Source organism: Mesorhizobium sp. RIZ17 (assembly GCF_051127865.1).
Taxonomy (GTDB): domain Bacteria; phylum Pseudomonadota; class Alphaproteobacteria; order Rhizobiales; family Rhizobiaceae; genus Mesorhizobium; species Mesorhizobium humile.
In genome coordinates this window covers 650,477-667,897 of sequence record NZ_CP147861.1, presented here as the reverse complement: position 1 = coordinate 667,897, position 17,421 = coordinate 650,477, and the positions used below count along the sequence as shown (strand labels likewise).

The window sequence follows — 17,421 nt, the reverse complement described above, 5'->3', positions numbered from 1 at the left end:
TTGTGGAGCATGATCTTTCCCGAAAACCGATTCTCACTTTTCGGGATCATGCTCGAGGTCGATGACCATCAGCCCCTCGGTGCCGCCCTTGAGCGCGGCGACCAGGCGGGCGCCTGCGCGCTGATGCGCCTCGTGAACCAGATAGGCGTCACGGGCGGCGGCATCGTCAAAGTCGATGGTGAAGCCATGGTCGAAACCGCGCGCAAAGGGTTCGGGACTGACATTGGCGCTGAAATGCACCTTGCCCATGCCGTCGACGACGGTGCGCAGCGCTGCGAGATCGGCATGGATCGCCGCGCGCTCGGTTGCAGGAACGTCGTCGCGAAAGCGGACGAAGACGCAATGCCGGATCATCGTTGATGCCTCACGCCGCCTGGTTGCCCTTGAACACGGCCGGCGGCAGCGGCTCGCGGCCGAGGATGAGGTCGGCGCCTTTTTCACCGACCATGATGGTTGGCGCATTGGTGTTGGAGGAAGGCACGCGCGGCATCACCGAGGCGTCGCAGACGCGTAAGGCGTCGATGCCGCGCAGCCTGAGATCGGGCGTCACCACGGCCATCGCATCATGGCCCATGCGGCAGGTACCGACCGGGTGGTGGTCGGTCTTGGACGTGCGGCAAGCATAGTCGAAAAGGTCCGCGTCGCTTTGCAGGTTCGGCCCAGGCAGCACCTCGCGCAGCACATAGGGCTGCAACGCCTTCTGGCGCATGATCTCGCGGGCCAGCCTAAGCCCCTTGATCGACATGTCGCGGTCGTAAGGATCGGACCAGTAGTTGGGATCGATCAGCGGGTGGTCGGCCGGGTCGGCGCTCTTCAATCGCACCGTGCCGCGCGAGCGCGGGCGCAGGAAGGCCGAGTTCAACGTGACCCCCGGATTCTTCAGTTTTTCCACGCCGGCCTCGATGCCGGAGCCGAGACCGAGGTGGAACTGGATGTCGGGCGAGGCGGCCGTCGGGTCGGCGTACCAGAAGCCGCCGGTCTCGAACAGGCTCGAGGCGACCGGACCCTTCTTGAGCAAGAGGTATTGCAGCCCGGCCCAGAGGGTGCGGTGCAGCTTGGCATAATTGTCATAGGTGTGGTCGCCGGTGCATTCGGCGATCACGAACAGGTCGAGATGGTCCTGCATGTTGGAGCCGACGCCGGGCAGGTCATGCACCGGTGTCACGCCAACCGATTTCAGATGATCGGCCGGGCCGATGCCCGATTGCATGAGGAGCTTAGGCGAGCCGATCGCGCCCGACGAGACGATCACCTCGCGTCCGGCGCGCAGGATCGTCTTCTCGCCACCGGGTCTGTCGACCACCTCGACGCCGATGGCGCGGCCGTTCTCGACGACGACCCGGGTGACCAGCACATCGGTCCTGACCGTCAGATTCCTGCGGGCGCCGATCGGCTTCAGATAAGCGACGGAGGCCGATGAGCGCCGCGCATTCTTCTGGGTGAGCTGATAGTAGCCGACGCCTTCCTGGCTGGCGCCATTGAAGTCCGGATTGAACGGGATGCCCATTTCCTGGCCGGCGCGGAAATAAGCTTCGCAGATCGGCAGCGGCGAGATCGGGTTCGACACTCCGAGCGGACCCTGGTCGCCATGGAAATCGTTGGCGAAGCGCTGGTTGTTTTCGGCGCGCTTGAAATAGGGCAGCACGTCGCGATAGCCCCAGCCGGTCAGCCCCTCTTCCTTCTCCCAGGCATCGTAGTCGCGGGCGTTGCCGCGCGTGTAGATCTGCGCGTTGATCGAAGAGCCGCCGCCGACCACCTTGGCCTGGGTGTACCAGAAGACGCGGTCCTTCATGTTTCTCTGCGGCACGGTCGACCAGCCCCAGGAGGCGATGCCCTTGGTCATCTTGGCGAAGCCCGCCGGCATGTGGATATAGGGATGCCAGTCCTTGCCGCCGGCTTCGAGGAGCAAAACGGAATTGGATGGATCCTCGCTCAGCCGGTTGGCGAGAACGCAGCCGGCCGGACCGGCGCCAACAATGATGTAGTCAGCCATTGTTCCTCACAAGCGTGGCACCGAGAGCGCGCCGTCGACATCGATGACCGATCCGGTCGAAAAGCCGAATTTTCCGGAGGCAAGTGCCGCCACGACGGCGCCGATATCGCCGGCCTCGCCCCATCGCTTTGCCGGCACCAGGCCGCCCTCGATCAGCGCGTCATATTTGGCGGAAACGCCCGCCGTCATGTCGGTGCGGATGATGCCCGGCCGCACTTCGAACACGCCGATGTTCTCGGCGGCGAGCCGCAGCGCCAGGTTCTTCACCCACATCGAAAGACCGGCCTTGGAAATGCAGTAGTCCGCACGCTCCGGCGAGGCCATCGCTGCGCTGACCGAGGTGATGGTGATGATCGATCTGGCTGGGCCGGCAGGCGTCGCCAGCATGGCCTTGGCGACGGCCTGGCTTAGGAACACCGTGCCGCGCAGGTTGATGTTCAAGGCGCGGTCGAAATTCTCCGGCTTCAGCTCCAGCAGGTCGCCGCGCACCACGGCCCCGACGCCGGCATTGTTGACCACGCAGTCGATGCGGCCGAAGGCGGCGATCGCGGCGTCGACCAGTCTTTGATGGGCGGCAAGGTCGGCAATATCGCATCGGGCATAGGCGAACTTCACGCCGCGTGCCGCGATATTCTCTGCCAGTCCGTGCGCAGGTTTCTCGGCAAGGTCGGCAACAAGGATGTCGAAGCCGGCATCGGCCAGCGCCTCGGCGCAGGCGAGCCCGATGCCGCGCGCGCCTCCCGTGACGATGGCTGCCGGGCGGCTCATGCGGCAAGCTCCGTCTTGCGGATGTGATCGGCGACGCGCAACGCTTGCGCTGCGATCGACAGTGCGGGATTGACCGCGGCCGATGTCGGCAGGAAGCCGCCATCGACGACGTAGAGGTTCCGGTGGTCATAGGCGCGGCAGAGCGGATCGAGCGGCGAGGTGGCCGGGTCGTTGCCCATCTTCACCGTGCCGCACTGATGCGAGGGGGTGCGCTTGTCGAAGGGGCGTGACAGCACGATCGGATAACCGCAGGCGCGAAGGTTCTCGCGCATGACCCTGGTCAGGCCTTCCAGCGACTGCATGTTGGAGCGCCGCCACTGCATGACGATGTCCTTGCCGTCGACCATGATGCGGCTTTCGGGGTCGGGCAGGTCCTCGCACATCAGGTACCAGTCGACGGCGTGGCCAGCCATGTAGTCGAGCACGAATTTCGGCATCGACTTCACATTGGCCTTCAGCATGTTGCCGTCGATCTTGCCGAGCAGCTGCACATTGCCGAGCGGCTTGCCGCCCTTGCCGTCCGACAGATAGTAATCGTTGAGCATCAGCGTCTTCTGGTAGACGCTGTCGTTGCGGCGGCGCGGGTCGATCGCCAGCATCGCGCTCGAATTGTGGTTCATGAAATTGCGCCCGACCTGGTCGGAGCTGTTGGCGAGGCCTTGGCCATTCGCCGACGGCGAGCGCAGCAGGATGGCGGCCGAGTTGATCGCGCCGGCGGACAGGATGACGAGCTTCGGCGACAGCGTCTTTCGCGCGCCGTTCTGGGTGTAGTGAATGGCGGCGATCGACCTGCCGTCCGGCGCGGTTTCCAGCCAGTCGACATGGGCGCTGGTTTCGAGCCGGATGTCTGGATCTTTCAGCGCCGCCGTCAGCGGGCCGGTCTGGGCGTCGATCTTGCCCTGGCCGGTGTTGGGGAATGCATCCCAGCCGGTCTTGCCTTCCTTCAGCCAGGTCTCGATGTCGACGCCGAGCGGCAGCGAAGCGGGATGCAGGCCGAGGCTTTTCAGCTCGGCGCGGGCGCGCGCGATCGGCGGTTCGTCCGGCACCGGCTTGAAGGGGTAGGGGATCGAATGGAACGGCTCGGTCGGGTCCTCGCCGAGTGAGCCGCGCACGCGAAAAAGCTGTTCGGCCTTCGAGTACCACGGCTCGAATTCGTCATAGGAAAACGGCCACGCCGGCGAGACGCCGCCGAAATGCTCAAGCTCGGAAAAGTCCTCCTTGCGGTAGCGGATCAGCACCGCGCCGAAGAATTTCGAATTGCCGCCGACATAGTAATAGTTGCCGGGATTGAAGGCGGCGCCTCCGGCCTCGCGCCACATCTCCTTCGGCCGGTAGTGCTCTTCGACGAAGATCGAGCGCGACGAGCGTGCATGCGGCGTCGCGGGCAGCGGCTCGCCGCGCTCCAGGATCAGGATCGACGCGCCGCTGCCGGCCAAGCCGGAGGCGATCGTGGCGCCGCCGATGCCGGAGCCGATGATGACAATATCCGGGTTTGCCATGGTCTAAGGGTCTTTATTTTGATGCATGTCGTTGCCCCAAAACCGGAGCCACTTTTGGGCGACATGCATCAGAGGATGCGCTTCTCGGTCGCCGGGTCGAAGAACACGGCCTTGCTGAGGTTGAAGGCAAGCGGCGTGCTGGTGTTGGGCTGGATCCTTGCATCGGCGCGCAACCGGGCCACCACGCCCTTGCCGCCCAGATTGGTGACGGCGAAAGTGTCCGACCCCGCCGGCTCGACCACTTCGATGTGGCAGTCGGCTGTGGCGATCTCGGATCCGTTGCGCTCGGCGCCTTCCGGATCGGTCAGCGCTTCGGGGCGGACGCCGAAGATCACCGGCTTGTCCTTGAAGGCGGCAAGGCCGGCCGGCGCGCCGGGCACCGCCAGCGTGATCGGCTGGCGGGCTTCGCGTTCCAGCACCACCGACAGCCCGCTGCCATTAGCGTCGATCCTGGCGGGGATCAGGTTCATCGCCGGCGAGCCCATGAAGTCGGCGACGAAGATGTTGGTCGGGTTGTTGTAGATCTCGGCCGGCGTGCCGAACTGCTGCACCTCGCCGTCGCGCATCACGGCGATCTTGGTCGCCAGCGTCATCGCCTCGATCTGGTCGTGGGTGACATAGACGATCGTCGTGCCGGTGGTCGCGTGCAGGCGCTTGATCTCGATGCGCATGTCGACGCGCAGCTTGGCGTCGAGGTTGGAGAGCGGCTCGTCGAACAGGAAGAGCTTTGGGTCGCGCACCAGCGCCCGGCCCATGGCGACGCGCTGGCGCTGGCCGCCGGAAAGCTGGCTGGGCTTGCGACCGAGGAGGTGACCGATCTGCAGGATCTTGGCCACCTTGTCGATCGCCGCCTGACGCTCGGCGGCAGGCACGCCGCGCATCTCCATGCCGAAGGCGATGTTGCCGGCGACCGTCATGTTCGGATAGAGCGCGTAGCTCTGGAAGACCATGGCGATATCGCGCTTCGAAGGATGCAGATCGTTGATCGCCCGGCCTTCGACGCGGATCTCGCCCTCGGTGATGTTCTCGAGACCGGCAATGGTGTTGAGCAGCGTGGACTTGCCGCAGCCGGACGGGCCGACCAGCACGAGGAAGCCGCCCTTTTCGAGCTCGACATCGATGCCCTTCAGGATCTCGACATTCCCGAAGCGCTTCTTCAGCCCATCAATTTCCAGAAAAGCCATGATCGTTCCTTCAGAAAACAGGGTCAGCCCTTGACCGCGCCAGCCATCAGCCCGCGCACGAAATACCGGCCGGCGACGACATAGACGATCAAGGTGGGGAGCGCGGCAATCATCGCCGCCGCCATGTTGACGTTGTATTCGACGACGCCGGTCGAAGTGTTGACGACGTTGTTCAGCGCCACCGTCATCGGCATCACGTCGCCGGACCCGGCATAGGCGGAGGCGAACAGGAAGTCGTTCCAGATGTTGGTGAACTGGTAGATCACCGTCACCACGATGATCGGCAGCGAATTGGGCAGCATGATGCGCCGAAATATCTGGAAGAAGGAGGCGCCGTCGACCTGTGCCGCCTTGATCAACTCGGTGGGGAAGGCTTCGTAATAGTTGCGGAAGAAGAGTGTGGTGAAGCCAAGGCCGTAGACCACATGGACGAAGACGAGATTGACGGTCGAATTGCCGAGGCCGAAGTTGAAGCCGGTGGCGTTCTGCAGGGTGACACCGAAGCGGCCGAGGCTGCCGAGGATCGTTGCCATCGGCAACAGCACCGACTGGAACGGAATGAAGCAGGCAAACAGCATCATCGCGAAGACCAGCGTGTGGCCGCGGAAGCGCCATTTGGTCAGCACATAACCGTTCAAAGCGCCGAGCAGCGTCGAGATCAGCACCGCCGGCACGACCATCTTGATGGAGTTCCAGAAGTAGCCCTTCATGCCGACGCAAGTCAGGCCCGAGCAAACTTCGCTCCACGCCTTTATCCATGGCGCGAAGGTCGGCGCATGCGGCAGCGACAGCATGTTGCCGTTCTGGATCTCTTCCATGGTCTTGAACGAGGTGACCAGCATGACGAAGAGCGGCATCAGATAGAAGATCGCGAACAGCGCGAGCAGCCCGTAGATCACGATGCGGTTGAACGTTCTGGCGCGGACGCCGCTTGAGGCCTGGCGGGCGGGTGAAGCGACGGCGCTCATCGCGACTTCTCCCTGAGCTCGGAATAGAGATACGGAACGATGATGGCCGTGATGGTCATCAGCATGATCACCGCGCTTGCCGAGCCGACCGCCATTTCGTTGCGCTTGAAGGTGAACTCATACATGAAGTTGGAGGGCAGCCAGGCCGAGCCGCCGGGGCCGCCGCTGGTCAGCGCCACCACCAAGTCATAGGACTTGATGGCGAGGTGCGCGAGCACGATGAAGGCCGACAGAAACACGGGCCTGAGCAGCGGAATGACGATGCGGCGGTAGAGCTGGAAGGTGGATGCGCCGTCGATCTGCGCGGCCTTCATGATCTCGCCGTCGATGCCGCGAAGCCCGGCCAAAAACATCGCCATGATGAAGCCGGAAGCCTGCCAGACGCCGGCGATGACCACCGTGTAGATGACGAAATCCTTGTTCTTGATCCAGTCGAAGTGGAAGCTCGTCCAGCCCCATTGATGCAGCGTCTGCTCGAGGCCGAGGCCGGGGTCGAGGAACCATTTCCAGGCGACGCCGGTGACGATGAAGGAGAGCGCCATCGGGTAGAGATAGATCGGCCTCAAGACGCCTTCGCCGCGGATCTTCTGGTCGAGCAAGATGGCCAGGAACAGGCCGAGCGCCAGGCAGATGGCGATGTAGAGGAAACCGAAAATGCCCATGTTGGTGATCGAGGTGTACCAGCTCGACGGCGGGTCGCTTTCGAAGGTCCAGCGCCACAGCCGCTGATAGGCCCGGGCGCCGGTGATGTCGTAGGACGGGAAGGTCTTGGAGTTGGTGAAGGACAGATAGATCGTCCACAGGATGAAGCCGTAGACGAAGACGATCGTCGCCGCGAAGCTTGGCGCCAATACGATCTTCGGCAGCAGGTCCTGCAGCCGCGAACGGACCGACGCGCCAGGGCGGGCGTCGTGCTCCGGTGTCAGCTTGATCTGGGTCTCGGCGACTGTGCTCATCGGCTCATCCAGTACCGGTTGGTCGGAAACAGCCCAGCGCGAAATCGCACCAGGGTTTTGTCCCACACCTTTTGTCGACAGGAGACCTCCCCCGCCGAAGCGGGGGAGATTTGGTTCAAGTGAACCTTACTTGGCGTCGTCGATCGCCTTGACCAGTTCGGTCACGGCTTCGTCGGAGGTCTTGATCTGACCATGGACGAATTTCGACACGACATCCTTGTAGGCGTTGGCGACGGCCGGCGGGGCGCCATAGCCCTGGGCCAGCGAGCCGAACAGCGTGCCGCCGTCATTGGCCTTCTTCAGGTCTGCGATGCCCTTCTTGCCGCAGGCGTCGAAGTCGGTGTCAGGCACGTCGGTGCGGGCCGGGACCGAACCCTTCACCACGTTGAAGGCCGACTGAAAGCTCTTCGACAGGGTGGCGGTGGCCAGAGCGATCTGGGCGGCCTTGCGGTCGTCCGGAACGTTGAACATGCCGAACATGTCGGAGTTGTAGATCACCGAGCCGTCGGTGCCCGGGAAGCGGTAGCAAAGGAAGTCGGTGCCCGGGGTCTTCTTGGCGGCGTGGAACTCGCCCTTGGCCCAGTCGCCCATGACCTGAACCAGCGCGTCGCCCTTGATGACCATGGCGGTGGCAAGGTTCCAGTCGCGGCCCGAGAAGTTCGGGTCGACATATTTGACGAGCTTGGCGAGGTTGTCGAACGACTTCTTCATCGTATCGGACTTGAGCGACTCCTCATCGAGATCGTTCATCGCCTTCTTGTAAAATTCCGGCCCGCCGGTCGACAGCACGACGGAGTCGAACATGGTGGCTTCCTGCCAGTTCTGGCCACCCAGAGCGAGCGGGGTGACGCCGGCAGCCTTGGCCTTGTCGAGCAGAGCGATGAAGTCGTCGAAGGTCTTAGGCTCGGTGCCGCCGATCTTGTCCATCACCGCCTTGTTGATCCACAGCCAGTTGACCGAGTGGACGTTGACCGGAGCCGCGACCCACTTGCCATCATAGACGGAGAACTTCTGCAGCGCCGCCGGAACCGACTTGTCCCAGCCTTCCTTCTTGGCGGTCTCGGTCAGGTCGCCCATGACGCCGGCGGCGGCATAGTCGAGCACGGTGTAGCCAAGCATCTGCGATGCGGTCGGATAGTTGCCGGCCGCGACCATAGCCTTCAGCGCGGTCATGGCGGCGTCGCCGCCGCCGCCGGCTACCGGCACGTCCTTCCAGGCATAGCCTTCCTTGGCCAGATCCTGCTTCAGCACGTTCAGAGCAGCCGCTTCGCCGCCCGACGTCCACCAATGCAGCATCTGCACTTCCTTGACGTCCGCGGCATGCGCCGAGAACGCAAAGCTCGTCGCAAGAGCCGTTCCGATAAGCAGTTTGCGCAACATGTACTACCTCCCTTGTTGCATGCACATAACCGGCGGGTGTCCGCCGGGGTCTCCCAACTCAGCCGACCCACCAACCGGTGCGCCGGCCGCGATGAAACTGGATTGTCTTTTCCTCGGTATAATCCTCGACGGCGCGTTTGCCGAGTTCACGTCCCAGACCGGACTGCTTGTAGCCGCCGAAGGGCAGTTCGGGATAACCTTCCATGAACGTATTCACCCAAACCGTCCCCGAACGCACACCGCGCGCCACCGACATGCACGTGTCGACGCCGGCGCTCCATACCCCTGCAGACAGACCATAGGGCGTGTTGTTGGCAATGCGCAATGCCTTTTCAATCGTTTCAAAAGTGAGCACGGACAGCACCGGCCCGAACACTTCCTCGCGCGCGATCGCCATATCCTCGGTGACGTTGCGGATGATGGTCGGATCGAGATATTGGCCGGCATTGGAGGCAAGCCTGGCGCCGCCGGCGAAAACGTTGCCGCCGTCTGTTTCCGCCGCCGTCACATAGCCGGCTACCTTTTCCATATGGTCGGCCGAGATCATCGCGCCGACCTTGGTGCGATCGTCGAGCGGATCGCCGACGCGGACCTTCCGGGACAGCGCCTTGACCGCGTTGAGGAAGTCGTCGGCGATCGCCTCATGCACGATCAGGCGGCTGCCGGCATTGCAGCATTCGCCGGCGTTGAAGAAGCCGCCGAACACCGCGGCATCCGCCGCCGCCTCGAGGTCGGCGTCGGGAAAGACGATCTGGCCGTTCTTGCCGCCGAGTTCCATCGAGACCTTCTTCAAGGAATCGGAAGCGGCGGCCATGGTCGTCTTGCCGACACGGGTCGAGCCGGTGAAGGAGACCATCTCGACCAGCGGATGGCTGACCATCGGCGCGCCGACATCGGCGCCGAAGCCGGCGAGGATGTTGACGACGCCGGCCGGCAATCCAGCCTCGAGCAGGATGTCGCCGAGCACGAAGGTCGAGGCCGACGTCATCTCGCTCGGCTTCACCACCGCCGTGCAGCCCGCGGCGAGCGCGAAAGGCAGTTTCTGGCTGACGATCAGGAAGGGGAAATTCCACGGCGTGATGATCGAGACGACGCCGATCGGCTCGCGCAGCACGACGCCGAGCATATCGTCGCCCAGATTGGCGTAACTTTCGCCGTGCAGCGTACGGGCAAGCGAAGCGGCATAGCGCCAGATGTCCGCCGCGCCGCCGATCTCGCCGCGCGCCTGGGCGATCGGCTTGCCGGATTCCAGCGCGTCGAGGCGCGCGATCTCTTCCAGCCGGGTCTCGATCAGGTCGGCGGCCTTCAGCAGAACCGCCGCGCGTTCCGACGCCTTCATGCGCGGCCATGGACCGATCTCGAAAGCCCTGTGCGCGGCCTGCACCGCGGCTTCCACTTCCGCAGCGCTCGCCTGGGCATAGCGCGAGACGACAAAACCGTGGCCGGGGCTGGCGCGCTCGATGCTACGGCCGTCGCGGGCGTCGACATGCTTGCCGTCGATCAAAAGCTTGTAGGCCTTCGGTGCCTGGGACGCCTCGACCGGCATGGAGATGTTGAGCGGTGCGTTCATCGTTTCTTCTCTAGGATCTCGAAAAGGCCGGCTTCTGCTTGGCCTTGAAGGCGCCGACGCCGGCTTTGAGGTCGGCCGTGAGCGCTATGAAGCCGCTGGCCAGCGCCTCCGTCGCGGCGGCGTTTTCCTCGCCCTCGGCAACGCCGATCATCAACTTGGCGGCCTCGGTCGCCAGCGGGCCGCGCTCAGCGATCTTTTCAGCCCAGGCCTTGGCCTCGTCGAACGCCTTGCCGGTCTCGACGACGCGGTCGACAGCGCCGAGAGCAAGCGCGTCTGTCGCCAGGAAAATCTCGCCACCCAGCGCCATGCGTCGCACGATTTGCGCGCCGAAGCGGCGCACGGCGCGCTGCGTGCCAGACCATCCAGGCACGACGCCGATCGAGGTTTCGGGGAAGCCGAGCTTCACCTGGGTTTCGGCGACGCGGAAATCACAGGCTGCGGCCAGTTCCAGTCCGCCGCCCAAAGCATGACCGGACAGCACGGCGATGGTTGGTTGTCTGAGCCGGGCCAGTCGGTCGAAGACGCGATGGCCGTAGCGCACCCATTGCACCTGGAAATCGGCGGCGCTCATCGCACCCCAGGCCTCGACGTCACCGCCGGCGCAAAAGCCCTTGCCTTCGCCGCGGAGAAGCACGACGCGGACGCCCTCGGTCAGCTCCGCCTCGTCGAGCGCTGTCTCCAGCGCGCGCAGCATCGGGATGTCGAGCGCGTTGAATTTCTCCGGCCGGCGCAATGTGACGACGCCGATGGCGCCGTCCTTTTCGAAAGCGACGAGACGCTCAGCCATGCGCGCCTCCAAGCGAGGCGCCGCCGTTGAGCGACAGGCCGATCGGCCGGTCCTGGTAAAGCGACGCATGCGTGATCTTGAGGTCGTTGGCGACGCCAAGCGGGATCTCTGCCTGCGCCAGCACGTCACGTTCGAGGTCGATGCCGGGCGCGAGCTCCGTCACCATTAGCCCGTCCGGCGTCAGCTTCATCACGCAGCGCTCGGTGACATAGGTGATGTCCTGTCCCTGGGCGACAGCGCGTTTTCCCGAGAAGGAGATGTGCTCGACCTCCTCGACCACCTTCTTGACCTTGCCTTCCTGGTCGATGCGGATGGCGCCGTTCGCCAGCGAGAGCTTGGCGCCGGCATTGAAGAAGCCGGAGAAGACGATCTTCTTCGCCCGCGACGTGATGTCGACGAAGCCGCCCGCGCCGGCCGTCACATGCGACCGCGCCGAAAGCTTCGACACGTTGACCGAGCCATGGCGGTCGATCTGCAGGAAGGAGAGCAGCGAGGCGTCGAAGCCGCCGGCCTGGAAGTAGATGAACTGGTGTGGCGAGGGCATGATCGCCTCGGCGTTCGAGGCGCAGCCGAACTTGAAGTCGAGCAGCGGCACGCCACCGACCGCGCCCTGCTCGATCACCCAGGTGACCTTGCCGTGCTGGCCTTCCTCGAGAAGGATGCGCGGCACGTTGGCGGAGATGCCGAACCCGATGTTGACGGCCATGCCGTCGCGCAATTCCATGGCGACGCGGCGCGCGATGACCTTCTGGACGTTCATCTCCGGCGTGCGGAAGCTCGACAGCGGCCGGAAGATCTCGCCCGAGATCGCCGGGTCATAAGGTGTCTGCGTCGTCTGCAATTGGTCGGGCGCCACCACGATATGGTCGACCAGGACGCCCGGAACGCGCACGTCATGCGGCTTCAGCGTGCCGTTCTCGACGACGCGCTTCACCTGCGCGATGACGATGCCGCCATTGTTGCGGGCCGCCAGCGCCTGCTCCAGGCCGCCGAGATAGGCGCCTTCGTGCTCATAGGTCAGGTTGCCGCGCTCGTCGGCCGTGGTGGCGCGGATGATCGAGATGTTCGGCACGATGGCGCGGAAATAGAGCCATTCCTCGCCGTCGAACTGCTGTACCGAAACGATCGGCTCACTGGCCGCCGCGTTCATGGCACAGCCCTGGTGGCGCGGGTCGGCGAAGGTGTCGAGGCCGACCTTGGTCAGCACGCCCGGCCGCTTGGCGGCGGCCTCGCGATGCATGTCGAACAGGATGCCCGAAGGCACGTTGTAGGCGGCGACGGAATTGTCGCCGATCATCTTCCAGATCCGTGGCGGCTCGGCGGAGGAGGGGCCGGACGGGTAGGAGCCGCAGAGCGTGCGCTTCAACAGTCCCGGCTTGGCGAGATGGTCGATGCCCTTGATGCCGTACATGTCGCCGGCGGCGATCGGATGCAGCGTGGTGATCGCCTTCGGATGGCCTTGGGTGTCGAAACGCTCGCCAATCGCGGCAAGCACGGCGTCCGGGCAGCCGAGGCCGCTCGACGACGACACCGAGACGACCATGCCGTCCTTGATCAGGCTGGCGGCATGCGCCGCGGAAACGACCTTGCTCAATTTCCGCTCCCGAGTTTCGGATCGATTGAAACAGTCTTGCCGGTCTTCGCCGACTGCAAAGCCGCCTCGGCAGAGGCCAGCGACCAGATGCCGTCCTCGCCGGTGGCGGAGGGCTGGCCTTTGCCGCGGATCGCGGCATGGAACTGACGCAGCGAACGGGTGTAGAGATCCTCGCGGTCGAAGCTCAATTCTTCTTCCCCGCTCGCGGTGCGCAGCAGCACAGAGCCGACCGGCTTTTGCGTCATCACATCGGTGGCGATCAGCGAGCCTTCCGATCCGTGCACCTCGAAGCCGGTGCCGGCGAATTTCGTCGTGAACCCCTCATGCGACTGCGCAATGACGCCGGACTTGAAGCGCCAGATGCACATGGCGCCGTCCTCCAGCCCGCCGCCGGCCATGCCGGCCGACTGCGAGAAGGCCGAGATCTCGACCGGATCGTCGCCGAGCACGAAGCGCAGCGTGTCGGCATCGTGCACGGTGATATCGAGCACCACGCCGCCGCCGGCTTCCGGCCTGGTGATGCGCCAGCCCTGAAGGTTCTCCGGCAGGAAGACCGAGTGGAAGACGCGCGCCGCGACCGGCTTGCCGATGCGGCCGGCGGCAATCGCCTCGCGCATGGCACGGTGGGCGCCGGCATTGCGCAAATGATGATTGGTGCCGAAGACGATGCGGGCCGCTTTCGCCGCGGCGACCATCTTCCTTGCATCGGCGCTGGTCAGCGCCAGCGGCTTTTCGCACAGCACATGCTTGCCCGCCTTGATCGCGGCAAGCCCCTGTTCGAGGTGCAATTCATTGGTGGTCGAGATGTAGACGGCGTCGATATCGGCGCCGAGCAGCGCATCGAGGGTCGAGACGGCGGCCGGAATGCCGTTCTCGCGGGCATAGGCTTTCGCGCGCTCGGAATTCGAGCTCATCACGGCAGCGACCTCGCCATCGGCCTGCGCGCGGATGGCATCGATCATGAATTGTCTGGCGATCGTGCTGGCGCCGATCAGTCCCCATCGCACGCTCATGCCGCGTCTCCCACTTGGCTGTTGCGGTCCGGTCCGCAGCTTTCCCGCACGACCAGGCTGACGGCGCCGGTATGGTCCTCGGCGCGCGTGGTGCGAGACTGGATCATCTTCAGCATGACATGGGCCGCGCGCTCGCCGAGGCCCGCTGTGTCGACGGCAACGCTGGTCAGCGCCGGACTATAGTGCTCGGCCTCGGTGACGTCGTCGAAGCCGACGACGGCAAAGTCCACTCCCGCTTCCAGATTGCGCCGGCGCAGCGCCAGCATGACGCCGAAGGCGACCGCGTCGTTGAAGCAGAGTGCGGCCGTCGGCGGTTCGGCCGCGGCAAGCGCCGTCTCCAGGCAAGCCATGCCGCCCTTGCGGCTGGTCTCGCCCTCGACGATCAGCCGATCGGAGGCCGGGATGCCAAGCGTCTTGCAGGCTTCGAGGAAACCGCCCAGGCGCTCGTGATAGACGACGAGGTCGGATGAGCCGCCGAAGAAGGCCAGGCGGCGATGGCCCCTGCGGATCAGATGCTCGGTGGCAAGCACCGCGCCGCGATGATTGTCCGGCGCGATCACCGGGATGCGGCTGTCGGGCAGGCGGCGCATGGCAAAGACGATCGGCACGCCGGCCGTCTCGATGCGGCGGAAGGCGCCCGGCGTGGTGCCGCGCGCCGGCGAGACGATGAGGCCAGCCACGCCCTGCTCCATCAGCGACTTCAGCACCTCTTCCTGGCGCACCGGGTTCTCGGCCGTGTTGGCGATGAAGGGCACGATGCCTGCCGCCTGGAAGACGCGTTCCATGCCGACGGCAAGCTCGGCGAAGAACGGGTTGGTGAGATCGTTGATCACCATGCCGATGACGTTGGAATGGGCCTTGCGCAGATTGGCGGCGCCGCGGTTGTAGACATAGCCGACATCCTCGATCGCCTTGCGCACCTTGACCGCGGTTTCAGGCCGGATCAGCCCGCTGCCCTGTAGCACGAGCGATACCGTCGATTTGGACACGCCGGCCTCGCGGGCGATGTCCAGGATCGTCGCCTTGGCCCGGCTGGCCATCCTCGTCATACCCTCCAATTTTCTGAGCTAATCTATTGGAACGTTCTAATCATTGATCCAAATCAGAGTCAATCGTGATTCCGGCGGAGATTCGAAAAATTGATTGAAGCGGTTCAAAACCCCAATGAATGCAAGGGCTGCTGGATGGAGACGTTATGCTCGGTCGGCTTGGGCGCCTTGGATCATAAAGCTTCTTGATTTATTGGAACGTTCCATTTATAGCGACCGCAACGGAGAGTTCCATGGACATCATCTTGCCTGCGGCAAACGGCGACCGGGTCAGCTACCGGCTCGTCGGCAAACCAGTCGAAGCGATCAAGGGCGCGCGTTTTTCGCGCGTCGCCTATGCCGCCGCCCATGTCGTTGCCGACCCCATCGCCATGACCAATCCGTGGTCGCGGCCGGCGGTCGACTGGGACAGGACGATGGCGTTCCGCCACCATCTTTGGCGGCTCGGCTTCCGCATCGCCGAGGCCATGGATACGTCCCAGCGCGGCATGGGTTTCGACTGGGCGAGCGCGAAGGAACTGATCCGGCGTTCGATCGCGGAGGCTAAAACGGTGCCGGGCGCCGACCTCGCATCGGGAGCTGGGACCGATCACCTGACGCCGGCTGCGGCCAAGACGCTCGACGACGTCATCCGCGCCTATGAAGAACAATTCGCCTTCATCGAAGGCGAGGGTGGCAAGGCGATCATGATGGCGAGCCGCGCGCTGGCGGCGGTGGCAAAAGGTCCCGACGATTATGCCCGCGTCTATGACCGGATGCTCTCCCAGGCATCGGGCAAGGTCATCCTGCACTGGCTGGGCGACATGTTCGATCCGGCGCTCAAGGGCTACTGGGGCAGCAACGATTTCGGCGCGGCGCTGGACACGGTCGTGGCCATCATCGAGCGGCACGCCGACAAGGTCGAAGGCATCAAGATATCGCTGCTCGATGCGGAGAAGGAGGTGCTGCTGCGCGACCGACTGCCCGACGGGGTGATGATGTTCACCGGCGACGACTTCAACTACCCCGAGCTGATCGCCGGCGACGGCAGGAAACACTCGCACGCGCTGCTCGGCATCTTCGACGCCATCGCCCCCGTGGCGAACGCCGCACTGGCGAAACTGGCGGAAGGCAACAGGGCCGGCTACGACGTGCTGATGACGCCGACAGTGCCGCTGTCGCGCAAGATCTTCGAGGCGCCGACGGAATACTACAAGGCGGGCATCGTGTTCATGGCCTGGCTGAACGGAAATCAGAACCACTTCACCATGGTGGGCGGCATGCAGTCGGCGCGCGGCATATGCCATTACGCGGATGTCTTCCGCCTCTCCGACCAGGCCGGTCTGCTGGCCGACCCCGAGCTGGCCGTCGCCAGGATGAAGACCCTGCTGGCGATGGCCGGCATCTGAGGTCATCCCCCGCGCGGGGGATTTGCGTTCCGCCGGTAAATCGTATTCGCTTGCCGAAAACGGGCGCGGACGAATACGGCAATGGCGGAGGCTGCCGGATGGATCAGACCTTCGATCTCAAGGGAAAGCGCATTTTCGTCGCCGGCCATCGCGGCATGGTCGGCTCGGCGCTGGTGCGCCGCCTGGCGGGCGAGAATTGCGAGATCGTGACGGTGGCGCGAAGCGAGCTCGACCTTCTCGACCAGGCCGGCGTGCGCCGCTGGATGGAGGACCGGCGGCCGGACGCGGTGATCATGGCGGCCGCCAAGGTCGGCGGCATCCTGGCCAACAACAGCTTCCCGGTGGATTTCCTTTACGAAAACCTCGTCGTGCAGACCAACGTCATCGAGGCTGCCTTCCGCAGCGGGGTGCGGAAGCTCCTGTTCCTGGGCTCGTCCTGCATCTACCCAAAGCTCGCGCCGCAGCCGATCCCGGAAGACGCGCTGCTCACCGGCCCGCTCGAACCCACCAACGAATGGTACGCCGTCGCCAAGATAGCCGGCTTGAAACTTTGCCAGGCCTACCGGCGGCAATATGGCGTCAACTACATCTCGGCCATGCCGACCAATCTCTACGGTCCGGGCGACAATTTCGACCTCGACAGCAGCCATGTCGTGCCGGCGCTGATGCGCAAGGCGCATGAGGCGAAGCTCACCGGTCAAAAGACCCTGCAGGTGTGGGGATCGGGCCGTCCGATGCGGGAGTTCCTGCATGTCGACGACGCGGCCGATGCCTTTGTCTGGCTTTTGAAGAATTATTCCGGCGACGGCCACGTCAATGTCGGGAGCGGCGAGGACGTCACCATCGCCGAGCTTGCCGGCGCCGTCGTATCGGTCGTCGGCGCCGGCGCCACGATCGTGTTCGATCCGACGAAGCCGGACGGCACGCCGCGCAAGCTGATGGATGTGTCGCGCCTGTTCGCGACCGGCTGGCGGCCGAAATACGCGCTGCGCGACGGACTGAAGCAGACCTATGCCTGGTTCCTCGAACATGTCGAGAAGGGCGACATCCGTCTTGGCTCGGCATGATCCCCGATCGAAGCTCATAGCGGCGACAAGGGACGACGGTCTGGGCGGCCGCCTTCTGGCCATGGTCAATGCGAAGTCGCTTGCCGACACGCTTGGCTATCGCTTCGGCTTGCTTCTCCGCGGAGCCTCGGCTTTGGTTCTCATCTTGCAAAATGATCGGTCCGAAAAGGACGCGATCCGTCAACGCGACTGTGACTACAGGTGA

15 protein-coding genes are annotated in these 17,421 nt (G+C 64.4%); 2 read left to right on the top strand and 13 right to left on the bottom strand.

Annotation, left to right across the window (positions count from 1 at the left end; genetic code table 11):
• Nucleotides 1-33: 33 nt before the first annotated feature.
• From WDX12_RS03260 to WDX12_RS03200, 13 genes are all read right to left on the bottom strand, one after another.
• A complete protein-coding gene (locus WDX12_RS03260; protein WP_434723903.1) occupies nt 34-354 on the bottom strand; it encodes a Dabb family protein in 321 nt (106 codons plus the stop codon).
• A gap of 10 nt (nt 355-364) precedes the next feature.
• Complete coding sequence (locus WDX12_RS03255; RefSeq protein WP_434723902.1) at nt 365-1,993, bottom strand: GMC family oxidoreductase; 1,629 nt, start codon at nt 1,991-1,993, stop codon at nt 365-367.
• 6 nt (nt 1,994-1,999) lie between these two features.
• Complete coding sequence (locus WDX12_RS03250) at nt 2,000-2,761, bottom strand: 3-ketoacyl-ACP reductase (protein ID WP_434723901.1); 762 nt, start codon at nt 2,759-2,761, stop codon at nt 2,000-2,002.
• Nucleotides 2,758-4,260, bottom strand: a complete 1,503-nt coding sequence (locus WDX12_RS03245) for a GMC oxidoreductase (protein ID WP_434723900.1) — start codon at nt 4,258-4,260, stop codon at nt 2,758-2,760. Before WDX12_RS03245 ends, WDX12_RS03250 begins: the two co-directional genes overlap by 4 nt.
• 68 nt (nt 4,261-4,328) lie before the next feature.
• The gene (locus tag WDX12_RS03240) at nt 4,329-5,444 is read right to left on the bottom strand and encodes an ABC transporter ATP-binding protein (RefSeq protein WP_434723899.1); all 1,116 of its coding nucleotides are present in this window, start codon (nt 5,442-5,444) and stop codon (nt 4,329-4,331) included.
• 23 nt (nt 5,445-5,467) lie between these two features.
• Nucleotides 5,468-6,412, bottom strand: coding sequence for a carbohydrate ABC transporter permease (locus tag WDX12_RS03235; RefSeq protein ID WP_320293092.1), 945 nt, complete (start codon nt 6,410-6,412; stop codon nt 5,468-5,470).
• Nucleotides 6,409-7,368, bottom strand: coding sequence for a carbohydrate ABC transporter permease (locus WDX12_RS03230; RefSeq protein WP_320293093.1), 960 nt, complete (start codon nt 7,366-7,368; stop codon nt 6,409-6,411). Before WDX12_RS03230 ends, WDX12_RS03235 begins: the two co-directional genes overlap by 4 nt.
• A 126-nt stretch (nt 7,369-7,494) precedes the next feature.
• Complete coding sequence (locus tag WDX12_RS03225) at nt 7,495-8,748, bottom strand: ABC transporter substrate-binding protein (protein WP_320293094.1); 1,254 nt, start codon at nt 8,746-8,748, stop codon at nt 7,495-7,497.
• Nucleotides 8,749-8,806: 58 nt separating this feature from the next.
• Nucleotides 8,807-10,318: an aldehyde dehydrogenase family protein gene (locus tag WDX12_RS03220; protein ID WP_434723898.1), complete on the bottom strand. Its 1,512-nt coding sequence runs from the start codon at nt 10,316-10,318 to the stop codon at nt 8,807-8,809.
• Between the two features lie 10 nt (nt 10,319-10,328).
• Nucleotides 10,329-11,105: an enoyl-CoA hydratase/isomerase family protein gene (locus WDX12_RS03215; protein WP_434723897.1), complete on the bottom strand. Its 777-nt coding sequence runs from the start codon at nt 11,103-11,105 to the stop codon at nt 10,329-10,331.
• Nucleotides 11,098-12,648 (bottom strand): acyl CoA:acetate/3-ketoacid CoA transferase, encoded by a 1,551-nt coding sequence (locus WDX12_RS03210; protein WP_434725768.1) that lies wholly within the window; start codon nt 12,646-12,648, stop codon nt 11,098-11,100. The genes WDX12_RS03215 and WDX12_RS03210 overlap by 8 nt, the downstream gene beginning before the upstream one ends.
• Nucleotides 12,649-12,695: 47 nt before the next feature.
• Nucleotides 12,696-13,712 (bottom strand): Gfo/Idh/MocA family protein, encoded by a 1,017-nt coding sequence (locus tag WDX12_RS03205; protein WP_434723896.1) that lies wholly within the window; start codon nt 13,710-13,712, stop codon nt 12,696-12,698.
• Nucleotides 13,709-14,752 (bottom strand): LacI family DNA-binding transcriptional regulator, encoded by a 1,044-nt coding sequence (locus tag WDX12_RS03200; protein WP_434725767.1) that lies wholly within the window; start codon nt 14,750-14,752, stop codon nt 13,709-13,711. Before WDX12_RS03200 ends, WDX12_RS03205 begins: the two co-directional genes overlap by 4 nt.
• A gap of 242 nt (nt 14,753-14,994) precedes the next feature.
• On the opposite strand from WDX12_RS03200, the gene WDX12_RS03195 reads away from it, so the two are divergent.
• Together WDX12_RS03195 and fcl are read left to right on the top strand one after the other, a co-directional pair.
• Nucleotides 14,995-16,149, top strand: coding sequence for a dihydrodipicolinate synthase family protein (locus tag WDX12_RS03195; RefSeq protein ID WP_434723895.1), 1,155 nt, complete (start codon nt 14,995-14,997; stop codon nt 16,147-16,149).
• Nucleotides 16,150-16,247: 98 nt separating this feature from the next.
• A complete protein-coding gene (gene fcl / locus WDX12_RS03190) occupies nt 16,248-17,216 on the top strand; it encodes a GDP-L-fucose synthase (protein ID WP_434723894.1) in 969 nt (322 codons plus the stop codon).
• Nucleotides 17,217-17,421 lie beyond the last annotated feature (205 nt).